Here is a 17051-nt window from a genome sequence, read left to right as displayed (position 1 = left end):
TGGTAAATGAATTAATTGAAGTAAGCTGTTGAATAATTGATTTATTTCAATATTTACTGATTTTTTGGTAAAGTCTATGAATATGTATGTATATAATCCTATAAATAAATATATTTTATAAACAAATTACGAATATATTGTATAAACAGATTAATATATGGCTATTATACTCTTTTGAAGTGTTTGAATTTGAGAAGATAAAGATGTTTTCTAATATAGAAAAAAATAAATGGTTACAAGCTGTGTCCTATCTTTTGATGGGAACAATGTTAATGGTGACACATATTGATAATGCCAGGGCAAAAATACACAAAAAAGAGCCAGTTTCTAATACATCATCTGGCAATACCCAAAATTCCTCGGTCGATATAATGGATTTATCGGTGTTGCCAGCGATTAAAGGAAACGTCAAACAATATTTACCAACACCTTATGGGAATTTAGGAGGGTTGTTATTGAATGATGGTACTCAAATTATGTTTTCCACAATGTTTGGTGAAGCTGTTAAAACATTTGTTCGTCCAGGACAAGAAGTTACTATTCGCGGATTAAAAGCACGACATTTGCCTTTGTTACAAGCCTTTTTGATTGAAAATCAAAAAGGTTTAACAGTCCAAGAAGATAGTCCAGAGGCAGGGTTCTCGCCAGTACCAATTACAGGGCCTGATTTATTTGTACAAGGACAAATCTCGCAATTACTGCATAATTTGCAAGGACAAGTAATGGGTGTTGTGTTGAAGGATGGCACCGTCGTTTATATTCGTCCCTCAGATATTGGAAAGCTAGGGTTTGATTTGCAACCAGGTGTTTCTTTGTTTGTTCGAGGAATGGGTAGCTTTACGTCTATGGGTAAAGCATTGCAAGCTCGCCTCATTGGTCAAACAAAAGATCGTATGGTTGAATTATTACAAATTAACGCACCCCCTTTTGGTGCTCCTGCTGGTAGCCCAGCTTATGATTATATTCCGCAATAGGTTTTTTATTTAATCCGAATCTTTAAATGGTTAAAATTCGGATTAATTTGTGAATAAAAGGCAATATAGAAACGATTATTTGATGCAAGGCAGGAATTAAATTATCAGCATAGGATGATAATGGATAATTCTTCCATCGTAACGATACTTTCATCGTACCAGTAATCAGCAATTTCTTTATTCATCAATGAATGTAAATAAAGGTCTAATAGTTTAAAATTCGTCATTTGGAATTGTACAGGTTTTTCATCCATAAAGAGTAGATTGCTGTGTTAATATTCTTTAAATAATATTCCAAGTAGTTGCCGATTTGCAAATGTGATGAATTAGCTGTGAGAAATATAAAAAAAATATTGCCTTTCTTGCGTAAATAGTCTTTTTTACGAACTGAGTTAACTTGTCATGGATTTGAAGAAAGAGGAGGGGGTATCTTTGGAAGAAGATGCAAAAAAGAAACAGCTCGATTCTTTTGATAAGAAATTACAAGATTTTGAATCACGATTGAATCCTTCGAAAAAGCAGGATCACTCTCAATCTTATGAGGGCGATAATGATTTATGGAAGTTCGTTTTAAGGTCAGGAGTAGAGCTTTTCTCTGCTTTCTTAGTTGGGGTTATGATTGGATATGGATTGGACTATTGGTTATCAACTCGTCCATTATTTATTATCATATTTTCAGTTTTAGGAATGGGTGCGGGGGTGCTTAATGTCTGGCGTATTGTTAAACCTGGTGATATAAAGTCAAAATGATTTTGTTGCTTTGTAAGAGATTCGATTTGGTGTTGGGAGAAAAATAGTGGCCGGTCACAAGATAGACGCACTCGGTCAATTTGAATTGCATGAAGTCTTTGGTGGATTGGGTGTTTATTTTACTCAGTCCGAATTAATGATGGTCATTGCAGCAATTATTGTTCCTGTAGCGATTTATTTCGGAATGCGTCAAAAGGCGGTTGTGCCTGGTCGTTATCAGAGCGCGACCGAGATGTGCTATGAATTTATTCATGGTATGGCTATTGGAACGATGGGCGCCAAAGGGAAAGGATTCTTCCCCTTTATATTTGCACTGTTCTTTTTTATATTAACAGGTAACTATTTGGGACTTTTGCCATTCTCTTTTGCTTTTACTAGTCACATTGTTGTGACTGTAACGTTGGCTTTGATGGTGTTTGTTTTATCAATTCTTGTTTCGTTAAAAAACCAAGGATTGAAGTTTTTTGCTCACTTTATGCCTGCAGGGGCGCCGATTGCAATGGCACCTTTGCTTGTTCCTATTGAAATTCTATCTTATTTGTCTAGACCAATCAGCTTATCAATTCGTTTGTTTGCGAACATGGTTGCTGGACACGTAATGTTAGAAATGTTTGCTGGTTTTACAATTTTGTTAGCCACAGGATTGGGATTGGCATTGGGTGGCCCGTTGGGGATTCTCCCTATTTTGTTGAATGTGGCGTTGATTGCACTTGAATTATTGGTGGGTGCATTACAAGCCTATGTTTTTGCAATTTTGACTTGTATGTATTTACAAGAAGCAATAGAGCATTAACTTCAGTTTCGTATTAACTTTATTTATTTTTTTAGTATCAAGGAAAGAAATCAAATGGATCTTACCCTTATTACAGCCGCAAAACAAATTGGTGCTGGTTTAGCTGTTATCGCATTGTCTGGTGTTGGTATCGGTATTGGTAATATTTTTGCAACCCTCGTCAGCAGTATTGCTCGCAATCCAGCTTCTCGCCCTCACGTATTTGGTTTGGGTATGTTGGGATTTGCTCTCACGGAAGCTGTTGCGCTTTATGCACTACTGATCGCTTTCCTTATTCTCTTTATGTAAGGGGGGTCTTTACGTGAGACGCTTTTCAGCCCGCTTTTCCCGTCTGGTGGCGTCTCTCGTGGCTGGGGGGGCGCTTAGCATATTGTTGGCGCCTGCTTTGTCCACGAATGCCATGGCTGCTGGCATGCCCCAGATGGATTTTAAGAACCCGTTGGTTATGGCTCAGGTTATCTGGGTTTTAATCATCTTTTTTTGTTTATTTCTTGCTGTAAAATACTTTTCTATTCCACAGATTGAACAAGTTATTCATAATCGCCGTTCAAAAATTGATGGGGATATGGATTCTGCTAGGCAAGCAAAAGCTCAGGCAGATAAAGCTGTAGAAGCGTTAAATAAAACACGCAGTGAAGCAGCAGCAGAAGCACAAGCAAAAATCGATTCAATTATCCAAGAAACAAGGGTTTCATCTGCGAAACAAATGCAAGAATTGCAAGCTCGTCTTGACAATGAAACACGTGAAGCAGAAACTCGTATTGTTGAAGCGCGTAATGGTGCTTTGAAACAAGTTGATCAAATGGCGAAAGATGTCGCACAAAGTTTGTTGAAACAATTGTTAAAAGAGGACGTCCAAGGCGATCTCATTAATAAGACCGTGCAACAAGTTTTGACAGCAAAGTCTTAGTAGGCAGAGAGAAAATGGATTTATTAAACGACCCTCGATTTTGGTCTGCGCTTGCTTTTGTTTTGTTTTTTGTCTTTTTTGGTAAAAAAATATGGCGTCCTTTGGCTGCGGCTATGGATAACAGAACAAACCAAGTCAGACAAGAACTTGAAGAAGCTAGCCGTCTACGTCGTGAGGCTGAAGAGATTTATACAGCTGCTCAGAAAGAGCATGAAGCTGCAAAGCTTGAAGCTGAAAAAATGCTGGCTGCTTCCAAAGAGGCTGCAGAGCGTATTGCTGAGAATGCTAAAAAAGAAGCTGACGCCGCTGCTCACCGCCACGAAGAGCTGGTTCGCCTTCGCTTAGCAGCATCTGAGCAAGAAGCGATTAATACGGTTCGTCGTGAGGCAGCTGATATTGCGGTCAAGGCTGCTTATGAAGTGATTTCTTCTGTATTAACAGAAGAAAAAGATAGTTCTTTGATTGACAATGCAATTGCTGACTTACCAAAAGCTCTTGCTGCAGATCGTCACGTTGCTTAATTTTTTTCGTCTCGTTAGGGTCCAATGGCCAGTGTAATTTCAATAGTCGTTACGGTTTTAAACGAGGCGGAAAATATTTTTCCTGTATGTCGGGAAATAGCGGATGTGCTTCCAAAGCTTCCTGAATGTGAAGTGATTTTTGTTGATGATGGAAGTACAGATCAAACCTTAAATCAACTGATAGAAGTTAAAAATAGTTTTTTACCTTCTTTGGTAATTTTGTCTCATAGTCAACGTTGTGGAAAATCTGGTGCTTTACTAACTGCTATTGCTGCGGCACAAGGTCAGTGGATTGCAACAATGGATGGGGATGGGCAAGATGATCCCAAAGAAATAATTTCCATGTGGGAAAAGTCCCAGCAACATAAAGGGCGAGAGCCTTTGGTGGTTGGGGTTCGGTTAAAGAGAAATGATAATATTTCTCGTCGTTTTGCAACGACTTTTGCCAATGGCTTGCGACGTAATTTACTCAAAGATGGTTGTGTAGATACTGGCGCGCCAATGAAGTTATTTCTTAGAGATGATTTTGTGAAATTACCACATTTTGAAGGGCTACACCGTTTTTTGCCTGCTTTATTGGGGCATTACGGAGTACCTTTGGTTTGTCACGAGGTTCATCATCGACAACGATTAAATGGAGTGTCTAAATATACGAATTTCAACAGAGCGTTGGTTGGGATTCGTGATTTGCTGGGGGTAATTTGGTTGTTGAATCGAATTCGTCTGCCCAAGAAAATTACAAAACATTAATTATATTAAAGGGATAAAATGACCCTTTCTTCTCCTGTAGAAAAGTCTTTTCGTTTGAAGGCAAGTCATTATGTATGGCTTGCCTTGTTTGTTTTTGTGTTGTTTTTGCCTGGACGTGCAACACTGCCTCCGCTTGATCGCGATGAAGCACGCTATATGCAGGCAACCTCGCAGATGATTGAAAGCCATAATTATATTGATGTGCGTTTTCAGGATAAACCACGATATTTGCAACCTGCAGGTATTTATTGGCTAGAGGCAATAGCCGTTAAGGCAGCCAAAGCAACGGGAATGGTAAAAGGTAAAGCAGCTTGGGCGTATCGAATTCCTTCTTTACTAGCTGCCGTTGGCTCGGTTCTACTAACCGTGTGGATCGGTAGTATTTTATTTGATTCGTATATTGGTCTTTTGGCAGGATTATTCTTGGCAGTTTCGGTCTTGCTGACGGGTGAGGGGCGTATGGCAACGATTGATACAAATTTGTTATTTGCTGTATTGCTTGCTCAAAGCAGCTTGGCGCGTGCTTGGATGGCAAGGCTGACGACCGAGAAACTCTCTGTTTCTGTAGCGATTATTTATTGGGGAGCAATCGGGTGTGGTTTGATGTTAAAAGGCCCAGTTATGCTTATCCCGACATTATTGCCCCCGATTATATTGGCATGGGTTAAAAAAGATAGATCATGGTGGAAGCATTTACATCCTAAATGGGGATGGATTTTGATGCTTTTGATTGTTATTCCTTGGTGTGCAGCGATTTGGGTCATTAGTGATGGTAAGTTTTTTACCGATGCTGTAGGAACGAATTTACTCAGCAAAGTAGCGTCTGGAAAAGAGTCGCATGGTGCTCCGCCTGGGTTATATTTAGGTATTTTCTTAATTACCTTTTGGCCTGGATCTTTGTTCACCGCTTGGGCGTTGCCCTATATTTGGCGAGAGCGAAAATCAGAATCTGTTTGTTTTTTACTATGCTGGATTATTCCTCATTGGATTGTATTCGAGTTAGTGAAAACAAAGTTGCCCCATTATGTATTACCCACTTACCCTGCGATTGCGATTTTAACCTCGATGGCACTTTGGAATATCTCTAAAACATGGGATGGTCCAACTTCTAGATGGGGTCGTTGGTTGCTTCGTATTTATATGGTGTTATGGGTTGCTGTTGGGCTACTGCTTGCTGTTGGTGGCATTATTTATGCATACTATATGACGGGAACATGGTTTTGGGCAGCAATGCTTGGTGCAGCTGCGGCATTAATCTTAATAGGGTATGCCGTGGTATGTATTTTAAAATATAATATGCAGCGTGCTTCATTGGTATCGATAGGTGCAGCAATTGTTATCTATCTAGAACTATTTGTCATTTTAATTCCTGGTCTAAGTTCGGAATGGTTAAGTGGAAAAATTGCTGAAACGGTTAATCTTTTAAAACCTTGTGAAAATAGTATTGTTGCTTCGGCTTCTTATTCCGAGCCAAGCTTGGTATTTTTGGTTGGCAAGGAAACGAAATTAATTAACGCTGAAAAAACCGCACAATTTTTAAAAGATAATCAATCTTGTGGATTAGGCTTAGTCGACCAACGGGATGAGAAAAAATTTATGCAATCAATTGATAATGAAGGCTTAACCGTTAAAGAAATAGGTCGTATACATGGTTTGAACTATTCGAATGGTAAGCAACTTAGCCTTGGATTATTTGAGGTAATTCAATAAATCAAAAGGCGCAAAAGCGCCTTTTTTAATGCTTATATGATTGTTTAATCAATATCCAAGAAGCATATAACGCAATAGAGGTCGTATAATAAAATCTATGGCAAGGAAAACAACTACTGGACTGATGTCAATTGCACCCAAAGAAGGTAAAATTTGCCTGATTGCGTTTAATACGGGGTCACACATTTGGCTCAGGAACATATAAATTCCTCGGATAATATTGCTGTTGGGATTAACGACACCGAAACTGAATAAAAAACTGAAAATACAATATGCAAGTAAAATGAGCATATAGCCATTCAATAATATATTTAAGAGGTTATATAACTCAAACATAATGTTTCCTTAGTACTAATCTGTATGAACATTGTTTATATAAGAAAAATACCTTGTAGGACAATTGTTTATTTACATTGATTGCAAATGAATATCAGTGGCAAGTTAAAATTATAACAATACGAATCACTATACGGGATATATATGAAAAAAATTCATATCCATATTGAGCGTAAATTATTAATTTTTTCTTAAATAATAATGTGTTGAGTATTTACTCTGATATTTTTCTGAAAGACGCTAAAGAAATATTGAACGGATTTCAAGAAAAAAAAATTATCTATTGCGTATCTGATGTGTATGTATTTATATGATACGTTAATAAAGAGTCTTAGTTGTCTCTTTTACAAGATTAAAATTCGTAATTTATTATAGCATTTTTTGTCTTACTAAGCAAAGTTTGTCTATATATTGAAGGAAAATAGGGAAGAGAAGTGACAATAACAGATTCTTTCTTTACTAAATGGCACAAAGAATGTGCCGTGTTGTGTGTTTTATTATTGCCACTTGCTGCATGTAAAGAACAAAAACCAGCTCCAAAACCATCAGCTAAGGCTAACTTTGTGATAGCTAATCCTCAAGATGTGGAGCTATTGATTGATTTGACAGGACGTATTACTCCGATGCGTGTGTCAGAAGTACGCCCTCAGGTGAACGGTTATCTTTATAAACGTTTGTTTGAAGAAGGAACGGACGTAACCAAGGATCAACAATTATACCAAGTTGATCCTCGTCCTTATCAAGCCGCATTGGATAATGCGCAAGGTAAGTTAAACAGTGATCTTGCAACGTTAAGAGCCCAAACATTAAAGCTGAAACGTTATGGACCTTTGAAAAATATGGATGCGGTCAGTCGTCAGGATTATGATGATACTTTGGCAGCACAAGAAGCAACAAAAGCAACCATTGAGAGTGATCGTGCAAGCGTTCGCCAAGCACAATTAGACTTGGAATATACTGGAATTAATGCAACAATTTCAGGTCGCATCAGTCGTTCTATTCAAACGCAAGGTGCCTTAATGGCCACGAATCAAGCGAATCCAGTTGCAATTATTACGCAGCTAGATCCAATGTTTGTTGATATTATACAACCTACAGCTGAACAGTTGCGCTTACGTAGTCGTTTGGCCAATGGAAAGTTGGAAACATTACGTGGTGCTGCTCATGTGCCTGTTGATTTGATTTTGGAAGATAATACACGCTATCCATTGCAGGCTAATCTCTTATTTACAGAAGTGGTCACTAATCAGGAAACAGGCTCGGTTATCCAGCGTGCCATTGTACGTAATCCTGATAAATTATTACTTTCTGGAATGTATGTCAGAACTGTCATGCACGAAGGCATGGAAAAAGCATTTTTAATTCCTCAAGAAGCCGTCATGCGTGGTTTGGATGAAAAACCCTATTTGTATATTATCAATAAAGATAATGTCGTAGAACGCCGTGATATTGAAACACAACGGATGCAAGAAACCTTTTGGGTTACCACTAAAGGGGTCAATGCAGGTGATAAAATTTTAGTAAGTAATCCAACATCTTATCGACCTGGGCAAAAAGTTCAACCAGAAGAGGGACGTACTCCCGTTGGTGTTGTGCCTCAATAAGCGAAAGAGTTTGGAATATTAATATGTCTTTATCACGTTTTTTTATTGATAGGCCAATTTTTGCTTGGGTAATAGCAATTCTTATCTCGTTGATGGGAATGATTGCGATTGTTACGTTACCTATTGCACAATGGCCTAATATTGCCCCGCCACCTATTACATTAAGTTTTACCTATCCTGGGGCGACGGCTGATACTGTACAACGTACTGTTGTTGATCCTGTCAGCCAGAATTTGTATGGTGTTGACCATCTGGAATATATGTCAACGGTTGCCAATGCTGACGGTACGGCGACAATTACTTTGACTTTTGAGCAAGGAACAAACCCAGACGTTGCACAGGTTCAAGTGTTGAACCGTGTAGATGTTGCACGCTCGTTATTACCTTCCTCGGTTGCTTTGCAAGGGATTCGTATTTCAAAATCTAATAAAAGTTATATGATGTTTTTTGCAATCCAAAGTATGGATCATTCATTGAATGAAGGTGCTTTGGGTGATTTGTTAGCTAGTGATATACAAAACCCAATTACACGTCTAAATGGGCTTGGTGATTATACGGCTTTCTCTTCTGAATATGCAATGCGCGTATGGCTTGATCCTGACAAACTACATAACTATCAGTTAAATCCAACTGATGTAATGAATGAAATTTCATCACAGAATTCTGAACAGCCTTTGGGTGAATTTGGTAAGTTGCCAGCACTTCCGGATCAAAGATTTGATATTTATACGGGGGGGATTAGGCGTCTTGTGACACCAGAAGAGTTTGGTAATATTGTTATAAAAACACAAACAGATGGCGCACGTATTCGATTAAAAGATGTAGCAACAGTTGCTCTTGGTCCGATGAGTTACCAACCTGTTGGCACACTTGATAGTCAGCCCGTTGCTGCTTTTGGGGTAAAGTTATCTCCAGGTTTTAATCAATTAGCTTTATCAAATGCAATTCACAGTAAAATCGAGGAACTTTCAAAGTATTTCCCACCAAACACACGATATTTATATCCGTTAGATACATCAAAATATGTTGTTGAATCAATGGAAGAAGTTGTTCATACTTTGATAGAAGCGATTATTTTAGTTATCATTGTGATGTACGTATTCCTTCAGAATTTTAGAGCAACTTTTGTTCCAACAATTGCTGTGCCAGTCGTGTTATTGGGAACATTTTTTGTTTTAGAAATGGCAGGGTTCTCTATTAATACCTTAACCATGTTGGCATTAGTTTTGGCGATTGGGTTGTTGGTTGACGATGCCATTGTTGTTGTAGAAAACGTAGAACGTGTGATGGAGGAAGAGCATTGTGATCCCAAAACAGCGACACAAAAATCAATGGATCAGATTAGTGGTGCATTGGTAGGGATCGCACTTGTTTTATCTGTTGTGTTCATTCCGATGGCATTTTTCAGCGGTTCTGCTGGGGTGGTTTATAGACAGTTTTCTCTTACCATTGTTTCGGCGATGACATTATCTGTGATTGTTGCGTTAATTTTTACGCCTGCTTTATGTGCGACAATCCTAAAACCACATGATAAAAATGCAAAGAAAGGACGTTTTTTTACTTGGTTTAATAGAACCTTTGAAAGAATGGTTAAAGGATATATTTCTGGCGTTAAAGGTATGATTAATCATACACGCACCACCATGGTTGTATATCTTGGTTTAACTGTTGGAGCTCTTGCAAGCTTTCATATGTTACCAGAAGGTTTTTTACCCGATGAAGATCAAGGTGTTGTATTTTTACAATCCTCTCTCAGTCCTGGATCATCTGCGGCAATGACTGCAGCGGTTAATAAGAAGATAACAGATTATTTTTTAAAGAATGAAAAACAATATCTTCAATTTGTATATACGGCTATTGGATTTAACTTCGGTGGGCAAGCACAAAGTGCGTCCTTTGGCGTTGCACGTTTAAAAGACTTCGATCAGCGTAGTGGTGGGTATGAATCTTCTGCGCAGGCTGTTGCTGCACGTGCTATGAAAGCATTGGCTGCAATTCCTGGTGCCAATGTATTTGCTGTTCTTCCGCCACCTGTGATGGACTTAGGAAGTGCAACAGGGTTTGACTTTGAACTTTTAAATCGTGGACATTTAGATGATGCTACTTTTGCAAAGGCAAGGGAAGCGTTATTGAGTAAAGCACGTGCAGATAATCGCCTAGTTGCTGTTCGTCTTAATGGTTTGCCAGAAGCTCCACAATATTATTTTAATATTGATCGGGATAAAGCGCATACTCAAGGGGTCAGTATTGATTCAATCAATCAGACATTATCTATTGCGCTTGGTTCTGGGGATGCTGGTTTATTTAATTTAAGAGGACGTGTAAAACATGTCTTTGTTCAAGGAAACGTTAAATCTCGTACGTCACCAGATGATTTGCGCCGTTGGTTTGTTCGTAATAACAATGGCAATATGGTGCCCTTAACTGCATTTATTAATGGAGAATGGAAAAGAACACCTCAAAAGGTTGAAACTTATAATGGCTATCCTTCTTTTGAAATTATGGGACAAGGGGCTCGTGGGATCAGTAATGGTACTGCCATGCAAATTATGGAGCAATATACCAACGAGGTTGCGAAGGAAATTCCTGGGATTAGTTTTGAGTGGACAGGAATGTCTTATGAGCAAGTTAAATCATCAGGGCAAGCTGGAAAATTATATGCATTATCTATTTTAGCTGTATTCTTATCGCTGGCTGCTCTTTACGAAAGCTGGGCTATCCCATTCTCAGTATTGTTAGTTGTTCCTTTGGGAGTTATCGGAGCTGCACTTGCAACTTATTTCCGTGGATTGGATAATGACATTTATTTCCAAGTCGGATTGTTAACCACAGTTGGTTTGGCAGCAAAGAATGCTATTTTGATTGTTGAATTTGCTAAAGAACATTTTGACGATGGTAAATCTTTGACAGAAGCTGCGATATTGGCTGCACATGAACGTATTCGCCCTATTTTAATGACATCACTAGCGTTCGTTCTGGGTGTGATTCCGTTGGCGATTGCCACTGGTGCTGGCGCGGCCAGCCACGTTGCAATTGGTGTGGCTGTGGTTGGTGGTGTGATTACTGCAACCGTGCTTGCTTTATACTTTGTGCCTATTTTCTTTATCGTGGTGTTACGATTGTTTAAAGTAAAACCACATCCAATTAATAAAAATGCGGCAGCGCCTCAGGCTGTTAGTCTGAATAAAACAGAGGAATAGAATAATGGTCGTGAAAAATAAAAAAGCTTGGAAACGATCTATGCAGGGGGCAATGGCTTCGTTATTTGTAGTATCGCTTACTGCATGTACTCTGAGCCCAGATTATAAACGTCCTGCTTCCTCTGTTGCTCAAGAGTGGCCTATTGGGCCCGCTTATGGTGCGCCTTTGACAGAAGGGGCAAAGTTACCGCAAGCTTATAATGTTGGATGGAAAGTCTTTTTCAGAGATCCTGTGTTAAGTCAGTTAATTGCTTTGGCTTTGACAAATAACCGTGACTTGCGTGAGGCAATTGAAAATATTACCGCAACGCATGCTAGTTATATCCAACAAAGGGGTGAGCTGTTTCCACAAGTGAATGCAAATGCTGGTGCGTCTTATCAAACCAGTCCTGGTAAAACCTTTGGTGTTGGCGGGGCGACTTCTATTCATGCGAACTCATTATCAACGGGTTTAGGGATTTCAAATTACGAAATTGATTTGTTTGACCGTATTCGCAGTTTAACTCGTGCTGCCAGAGAACAATATTTGGCACAACAAGAAAGTACAATCTCTGTTCAAATTTCTTTGATTGGTGAAGTTGCGAATAATTATATGGCATGGCTTGCAGATATGAATAGTTTGCAAACTGTCCAAGAAAGTGTGCGTAACCGCGAAAAGAATCTTGCATTGGTTCAAGGTATGAATCGTTATGGGCAACAAAATGCCCAAGCGGTTGCTCAAGCTGTGGAATTATTGCAAGAAGCAAAAAGCCAAGAGCAAACTTATTTAAAGTTGGCTGCGAACGATTTGAATAGTTTGACACAACTTGTCGGCCAGCCAATTCCACAATCATTGTTGCAACAAGCAGGTCCGAATCCTTCTTTGGATCATTTTGTTTCAATGCCTGAAGTGGGTTCTGGGATGCCATCTGATTTGTTGGAACGTCGCCCTGATATTCGTTTGGCAGAGCATCAGCTTAAGGAAGCGAATGCGAATGTTGGTTTTGCAAGATCTGCGTTTTTTCCATCTATTCAGTTGACGACTTCAGGAGGCACTGCAGGCTCTACATTTGCTCAAATGTTTGGTCCTTATTCAGCAGCCTGGAGCGTAATGCCTACCATGACGGTGCCTTTGCTTGATTGGGGTAAAAATATTGCTCAACTAAGAGCTGCAAAAGCCAAAGTTCGTGCAGCAGCAGCGCATTATCAATCTGTCGTTCAGGTGGCGTTTAAAGAGGTTGCAGATTCTCTTGCAGCCAGAACAACATTAAAGCAAAAATGGCAAGCTGAATTAGAAGCGGTCAGAGCCAGCCAAAAAGATTATAATATTTCATTGGCACGATATAAAAATGGCATTGATAGCTTTTTACCAACTTTGGTCGCTCAAAGAACATTGTTGACAGCAAAAGTAACCGCAATTCAATCACGCCTGCAATATATGCAAAGTCTTTCCACACTATATAGAACGTTGGGTGGTGGATGGAGTGCTGAAAATGCATTCGAAACCTCCATTCAAACTACACAAAATACAGCACAATCTCCTGTTATAAAAAAATAGCATTTTTTAATAAGAGAAATAAAAAAAGGCATCTTATATCAATAAGATGCCTTTTTTATTAGTTGATTTTTGTTAATGATGGATTTATAAAGATGTTAAAGTCATTGTAGATTTACCAAAGGTAACTTAGATTTATATGTGCATTACACCCCCCTGAATATCGTAGATTGATATAAAGTTTTGGATATTTCCAAAGCAAGAACCCTTTTGAATTATCATAAGGGGTGGTTGTGTTATGTTTAATTTTCTCCCAAAATTAAATAGCCTGTAGAAGGCAAATTTAAAATTATATAGGATTATTGTATGCTATTGTCCTCAACGCGACAGGACTGGCTAGGTAACATTCGTGCGGATGTTCTGGCTGGGATTGTTGTCGCTCTTGCATTGATTCCTGAATCAATTGCGTTTTCTATTTTTGCTGGGGTGGACCCCAGTGTAGGTTTATACTCTGCGTTCTGCATTCCTGTTGTATTGGCGTTTGTCGGTGGCAGACCTGCTATGGTTTCTTCATCAACAGGATCGATGGCGTTATTGATGGGTGGGCTGGTCCACAGTCATGGACTAAATTACTTGTTAGTGGCAGGAATGCTGGCAGGGGTTTTTCAGATTATTGCTGGCTATTTAAAGTTGGGTAACTTGATGCGTTTTGTATCCCATTCTGTCGTCACTGGCTTTGTGAACGCGTTGGCCATTTTGATCTTCATGGCACAAATGAGGGAAATCACTGGTGGAGGATGGCAGGTATATGCATTAACTCTGGGTGGATTGGCTATTGTTTACTTGTTTCCTTATGTAACAAAAGCGATACCTTCGCCTTTGATTTGTATTCTAATTATTACGGCGATTGCAATTGGGTTGGGGTGGCATGTTCCAACAGTGGGCAGCAAAGGGCATTTGCCTGATGGATTACCAGCTTTATTGATACCCAACGTGCCTCTTAACTTAGAAACATTATGGATTATTTTACCTTATTCTTTTGGATTGGCAGCCGTTGGATTATTGGAAACAATGATGACGGCCACGATTGTAGATGAATTTACCGAGACGGGCAGTGATAAGAACCGTGAATGTAAAGGTCAAGGAATTGCAAATATCGTGACCAGTTTTTTTGGTGGAATGGCTGGATGCGCCATGATTGGTCAATCTGTCATTAATATTAAATCAGGCGGTCGTGGTCGGTTATCAACGATGGTTGCTGGGATATTTTTGCTTATTCTTGTGGTGTTTTTAAAAGATTGGGTGGCACGCATTCCTATGGCTGCATTGGTTGCGATCATGATTATGGTTTCTATTAGTACTTTTTCTTGGAAATCGATTTTAGATTTACGCACACATCCATTATCAACCAGTTTTATCATGATTTTAACCGTTGTGATTGTCGTGGCTACGGGCAACTTAGCCTATGGTGTTTTTGCGGGTGTATTGGTTGCTTCTTTAACCTTTGCGAATAAGGTTTCTCATTTCATGATGGTGAAATCTGAGTTATCGGGAACAACGAGAACTTATTATGTGAATGGGCAGTTATTTTTTGCGAGTTCAAAACGGTTTATAGATAGTTTTGATTATCAAGAACACATTGAAAAAGTCGTTATTGATGTAAGCCATGCGCATTTATGGGACATTAGTTCAGTTGATGCGTTGGATAAGGTCGTTATTCAATATAGAAAAGTTGGCGTTGCTGTTGAAGTCAAAGGCATGAATGAAGCCAGTGCTACGATTGTTGATCGTTTTGGTATTCATGATAAACCCGAAGACGTTAATACAGTAACAGAGAAAAATTAGAAATTATTATTACTTCCCAAGAATTTTTATCGTAATACTTGGGAAGTCATTTAAATTTTTATTTTTTCTTGATTAGATAATTATCCAAATATTTCTTCATATTGATATTTTTTTCAGCAGTATTCCAAAAGTGAACAAAACCTTTTGGTTTATTAGGATCGAATTTATTAAACTCGGAAGGTTTTCCACCAATTTGTGTTTGTTCAGAAATAGGGGAGGGGTTAAAGTCATTCAATTTGTACAAAACATAATTTAAGATGCTTTGGTCAGCGAAAGGTAAATTCCTACCATGTAAAGTCGTGTAATTCATGAGGGATTTATAAGCTGCTTTAAATGAGTTTTTATGATTTTTCATATTCGGAACTAATAAGAGACCAGAATTGAAACCATGGACTTTTGGCATATCAAAAGAATCTTGTTTGAAAAAAGATCCACCATTGTGATCAGATTCTTGAAATATATGAAAATATTCTATTTGTGCACTACATTGTTTAGCTGTGGTAGCTTTAGATAAAATTTCATTAATATTTCGGTCAAATACGATATCGGCATCACTGTAAAGAATAGGTTGATAAGTATCAAGAAGATTAGAGCATAACATAGGAATTCTTGCACTAATAAAGTCAAGAGTGTCATTTCCTTCCATCTGTATAATTTTGACTCTAGGTAAAATGCTTTGTGGAATAATAGACTGTAAATCTTTAGAAGGCTCTTTTGTGACTATAAAAACATCACCAGAATATTCTCCAACTACCGCAAGACTTTTTAAAGAAACTTCAAGTTGATCAAACGTATACCCTTGACCAAAAAGAACAAAGATAATAGCTGGTTTATACAGGAAAGCTTTATATACTTTCCAATCAATATTAAAAGTAAAATCCAAAAATATATTATTGTATTGATTACTATTATCACAGATAGCGTTAATTAATTCATTAAAATCAATGAATAATTCTCCAAAAGATATTTGGCTATGATTGGATAAGTTTGAGTTTACTTTTATAGTATTATTAGAATTTGTAAGATACCATTCATTTTTAACTAAAAACATAAGCGCGGATAATTCTTCTATGGTAAGAATTCGAAATTCTTCCCACAAGTTTGGCGTTGGTACTAAAAAGTCTACGACATTTTTTTCGCCAGGATGAACACGCATATAACTAGAATCATGCTTAATATTATAAATATCGATATTTGCTTTTTCTAAGGTGAGATGGCCACTAGGTATAGAACGATTTATGACATGCGTTTGAAAATCATACCACATATTTTTTTCGTAATTTGTAATGCTATATTTATCTGTAATTTTGCTAAGATAAGCAACTTCAGATAAATCAGAGATATTTGTTATTTCTCTTGGAACTAATTTCCCTTGTTCAAAACAAATAATTCTAAAGTTATGAGTTAGTATCGCGTAAAGCATAGTATGAAATACCCGTCAATTAGGTTTAAAATATTGTGATAGTTTAGATGTATCGTATAATACAAAACTTCTTTTAACTTATTCAATTATTTTTTTAATTAGGATTGTTTTATAATTGATTATAAAATTAACTATATTAATATTATAATTTTTTTTGTTGATGTTTTTCAATAGATTGTTTCAATCCTTTTAAAGCAGGACCTCTTTGAGTTTCCACGTAGGTTTTGCCATTCCATCTCCATACATCTGCAGCACTGACAGACAAATCATGCATTCCTTTATGGGTTGCTTTTTCAACGGTAATATCACCTGTAACAGCATCTAACACTTTAACCCATTGATTATTTCGTTTGATATATCCTGTCGTGGAGCATCCCCCAGAGCCGCAAAGGCTAGCAGTTTGTATTTGGGTAAATAAGATATTTTTTGGTCTTTTCGTACTAGATAAGTTAAGGCTGCCTATAAGCAATAATGGTTGTTCATTGCGTTGAATGGCAAAATTCATATCGGACTGATTCAGCAAACGTGCTGTATTTTCCAATGCGGTTCCAGGTTGAGAGGTTAAGGTGACTTTGCCGAGAGGCGTTTTTTGCGCATGGCTTTGAGTCCGTTTGTGACGATGTGAAACTGCTTCAGCGGAAGACGAAAAAAGAAATGCGGTGATTAAGAAAAGTGAAAAATACTGGTGTAATTTAGAGTAAGGCGCATATCGATGGTGACTCATGGTATGTTTCTTTCTAAAATATCTGAGGAACAAGGTT

Annotated in this window: 16 protein-coding genes; 12 read left to right on the top strand and 4 right to left on the bottom strand. The window is 38.1% G+C overall.

Translation table 11 applies throughout. From position 1 onward, the window contains the following. Nucleotides 1-203 precede the first annotated feature (203 nt). On the top strand, nt 204-974 hold the full coding sequence (locus PQG54_RS05260; protein WP_271789825.1) for a hypothetical protein: 771 nt from the start codon (nt 204-206) through the stop codon (nt 972-974). Between the two features lie 104 nt (nt 975-1078). Here the strand turns inward: PQG54_RS05260 and PQG54_RS05255 are convergent, their stop codons facing one another. After that, on the bottom strand, nt 1079-1228 hold the full coding sequence (locus PQG54_RS05255) for a hypothetical protein (protein WP_271789826.1): 150 nt from the start codon (nt 1226-1228) through the stop codon (nt 1079-1081). A gap of 148 nt (nt 1229-1376) precedes the next feature. Between PQG54_RS05255 and PQG54_RS05250 the strand changes: the two genes are divergently transcribed. Genes PQG54_RS05250 through PQG54_RS05220 form a run of 7 tightly spaced genes read left to right on the top strand, consistent with a single transcriptional unit; the run spans nt 1377 to nt 6408 of the window. Continuing rightward, nucleotides 1377-1724, top strand: coding sequence for an AtpZ/AtpI family protein (locus tag PQG54_RS05250; RefSeq protein ID WP_271789827.1), 348 nt, complete (start codon nt 1377-1379; stop codon nt 1722-1724). A 43-nt stretch (nt 1725-1767) separates the two neighbouring features. Further along, a complete protein-coding gene (locus PQG54_RS05245) occupies nt 1768-2517 on the top strand; it encodes a F0F1 ATP synthase subunit A (RefSeq protein ID WP_271789927.1) in 750 nt (249 codons plus the stop codon). A 54-nt stretch (nt 2518-2571) separates the two neighbouring features. Further along, a complete protein-coding gene (locus tag PQG54_RS05240; RefSeq protein WP_034339894.1) occupies nt 2572-2805 on the top strand; it encodes an ATP synthase subunit C family protein in 234 nt (77 codons plus the stop codon). Nucleotides 2806-2818: 13 nt separating this feature from the next. Continuing rightward, entirely contained in the window at nt 2819-3427 is a 609-nt protein-coding gene (locus PQG54_RS05235) for a F0F1 ATP synthase subunit B family protein (RefSeq protein WP_271789828.1), read from the top strand. Between the two features lie 14 nt (nt 3428-3441). Next, nucleotides 3442-3948 (top strand): F0F1 ATP synthase subunit B, encoded by a 507-nt coding sequence (gene atpF / locus PQG54_RS05230; RefSeq protein ID WP_271789829.1) that lies wholly within the window; start codon nt 3442-3444, stop codon nt 3946-3948. Nucleotides 3949-3972: 24 nt separating this feature from the next. Next, complete coding sequence (locus PQG54_RS05225) at nt 3973-4698, top strand: glycosyltransferase family 2 protein (protein WP_271789830.1); 726 nt, start codon at nt 3973-3975, stop codon at nt 4696-4698. 18 nt (nt 4699-4716) lie between these two features. After that, nucleotides 4717-6408: an ArnT family glycosyltransferase gene (locus PQG54_RS05220; protein WP_271789831.1), complete on the top strand. Its 1692-nt coding sequence runs from the start codon at nt 4717-4719 to the stop codon at nt 6406-6408. Nucleotides 6409-6456: 48 nt separating this feature from the next. On the opposite strand, the gene PQG54_RS05215 is transcribed toward PQG54_RS05220, so the two are convergent. Then, nucleotides 6457-6744, bottom strand: coding sequence for a YggT family protein (locus tag PQG54_RS05215; RefSeq protein ID WP_271789832.1), 288 nt, complete (start codon nt 6742-6744; stop codon nt 6457-6459). Between the two features lie 434 nt (nt 6745-7178). Here PQG54_RS05215 and PQG54_RS05210 point away from each other — a divergent pair, with 434 nt between their 5' ends. The 4 genes from PQG54_RS05210 to PQG54_RS05195 all read left to right on the top strand — a co-directional run bounded on the left by PQG54_RS05210 (nt 7179) and on the right by PQG54_RS05195 (nt 14867). Beyond that, nucleotides 7179-8348 carry an efflux RND transporter periplasmic adaptor subunit gene (locus PQG54_RS05210; RefSeq protein ID WP_271789833.1) on the top strand — a complete coding sequence of 390 codons (1170 nt, stop codon included), beginning with the start codon at nt 7179-7181 and terminating at the stop codon, nt 8346-8348. 23 nt (nt 8349-8371) lie between these two features. Next, nucleotides 8372-11548 carry an efflux RND transporter permease subunit gene (locus PQG54_RS05205; protein ID WP_271789834.1) on the top strand — a complete coding sequence of 1059 codons (3177 nt, stop codon included), beginning with the start codon at nt 8372-8374 and terminating at the stop codon, nt 11546-11548. A 4-nt stretch (nt 11549-11552) separates the two neighbouring features. Further along, the gene (locus tag PQG54_RS05200) at nt 11553-13085 is read left to right on the top strand and encodes an efflux transporter outer membrane subunit (RefSeq protein WP_271789835.1); all 1533 of its coding nucleotides are present in this window, start codon (nt 11553-11555) and stop codon (nt 13083-13085) included. 303 nt (nt 13086-13388) lie between these two features. Then, entirely contained in the window at nt 13389-14867 is a 1479-nt protein-coding gene (locus PQG54_RS05195; RefSeq protein WP_271789836.1) for a SulP family inorganic anion transporter, read from the top strand. Between the two features lie 58 nt (nt 14868-14925). Here PQG54_RS05195 and PQG54_RS05190 read toward each other — a convergent pair whose 3' ends face one another. Then, nucleotides 14926-16290 carry a glycosyltransferase gene (locus PQG54_RS05190; protein WP_271789837.1) on the bottom strand — a complete coding sequence of 455 codons (1365 nt, stop codon included), beginning with the start codon at nt 16288-16290 and terminating at the stop codon, nt 14926-14928. Between the two features lie 142 nt (nt 16291-16432). Continuing rightward, nucleotides 16433-17014, bottom strand: a complete 582-nt coding sequence (locus PQG54_RS05185; protein WP_271789838.1) for a hypothetical protein — start codon at nt 17012-17014, stop codon at nt 16433-16435. Nucleotides 17015-17051: the final 37 nt, after the last annotated feature.

Source organism: Commensalibacter communis, assembly GCF_947179015.1.
Taxonomy (GTDB): domain Bacteria; phylum Pseudomonadota; class Alphaproteobacteria; order Acetobacterales; family Acetobacteraceae; genus Commensalibacter; species Commensalibacter communis.
This window is presented reverse-complemented; position numbering and strand designations above follow the sequence as displayed.

Coding starts and splice junctions, on each gene's coding strand:
- PQG54_RS05260 (WP_271789825.1), top strand. CDS start 204: ATGTTTTCTAATATAGAAAAAAATAAATGGTTACAAGCTGTGTCCTAT.
- PQG54_RS05255 (WP_271789826.1), bottom strand. CDS start 1,228: ATGGATGAAAAACCTGTACAATTCCAAATGACGAATTTTAAACTATTA.
- PQG54_RS05250 (WP_271789827.1), top strand. CDS start 1,377: ATGGATTTGAAGAAAGAGGAGGGGGTATCTTTGGAAGAAGATGCAAAA.
- PQG54_RS05240 (WP_034339894.1), top strand. CDS start 2,572: ATGGATCTTACCCTTATTACAGCCGCAAAACAAATTGGTGCTGGTTTA.
- atpF (WP_271789829.1), top strand. CDS start 3,442: ATGGATTTATTAAACGACCCTCGATTTTGGTCTGCGCTTGCTTTTGTT.
- PQG54_RS05225 (WP_271789830.1), top strand. CDS start 3,973: ATGGCCAGTGTAATTTCAATAGTCGTTACGGTTTTAAACGAGGCGGAA.
- PQG54_RS05220 (WP_271789831.1), top strand. CDS start 4,717: ATGACCCTTTCTTCTCCTGTAGAAAAGTCTTTTCGTTTGAAGGCAAGT.
- PQG54_RS05215 (WP_271789832.1), bottom strand. CDS start 6,744: ATGTTTGAGTTATATAACCTCTTAAATATATTATTGAATGGCTATATG.
- PQG54_RS05205 (WP_271789834.1), top strand. CDS start 8,372: ATGTCTTTATCACGTTTTTTTATTGATAGGCCAATTTTTGCTTGGGTA.
- PQG54_RS05200 (WP_271789835.1), top strand. CDS start 11,553: ATGGTCGTGAAAAATAAAAAAGCTTGGAAACGATCTATGCAGGGGGCA.
- PQG54_RS05195 (WP_271789836.1), top strand. CDS start 13,389: ATGCTATTGTCCTCAACGCGACAGGACTGGCTAGGTAACATTCGTGCG.
- PQG54_RS05190 (WP_271789837.1), bottom strand. CDS start 16,290: ATGCTTTACGCGATACTAACTCATAACTTTAGAATTATTTGTTTTGAA.
- PQG54_RS05185 (WP_271789838.1), bottom strand. CDS start 17,014: ATGAGTCACCATCGATATGCGCCTTACTCTAAATTACACCAGTATTTT.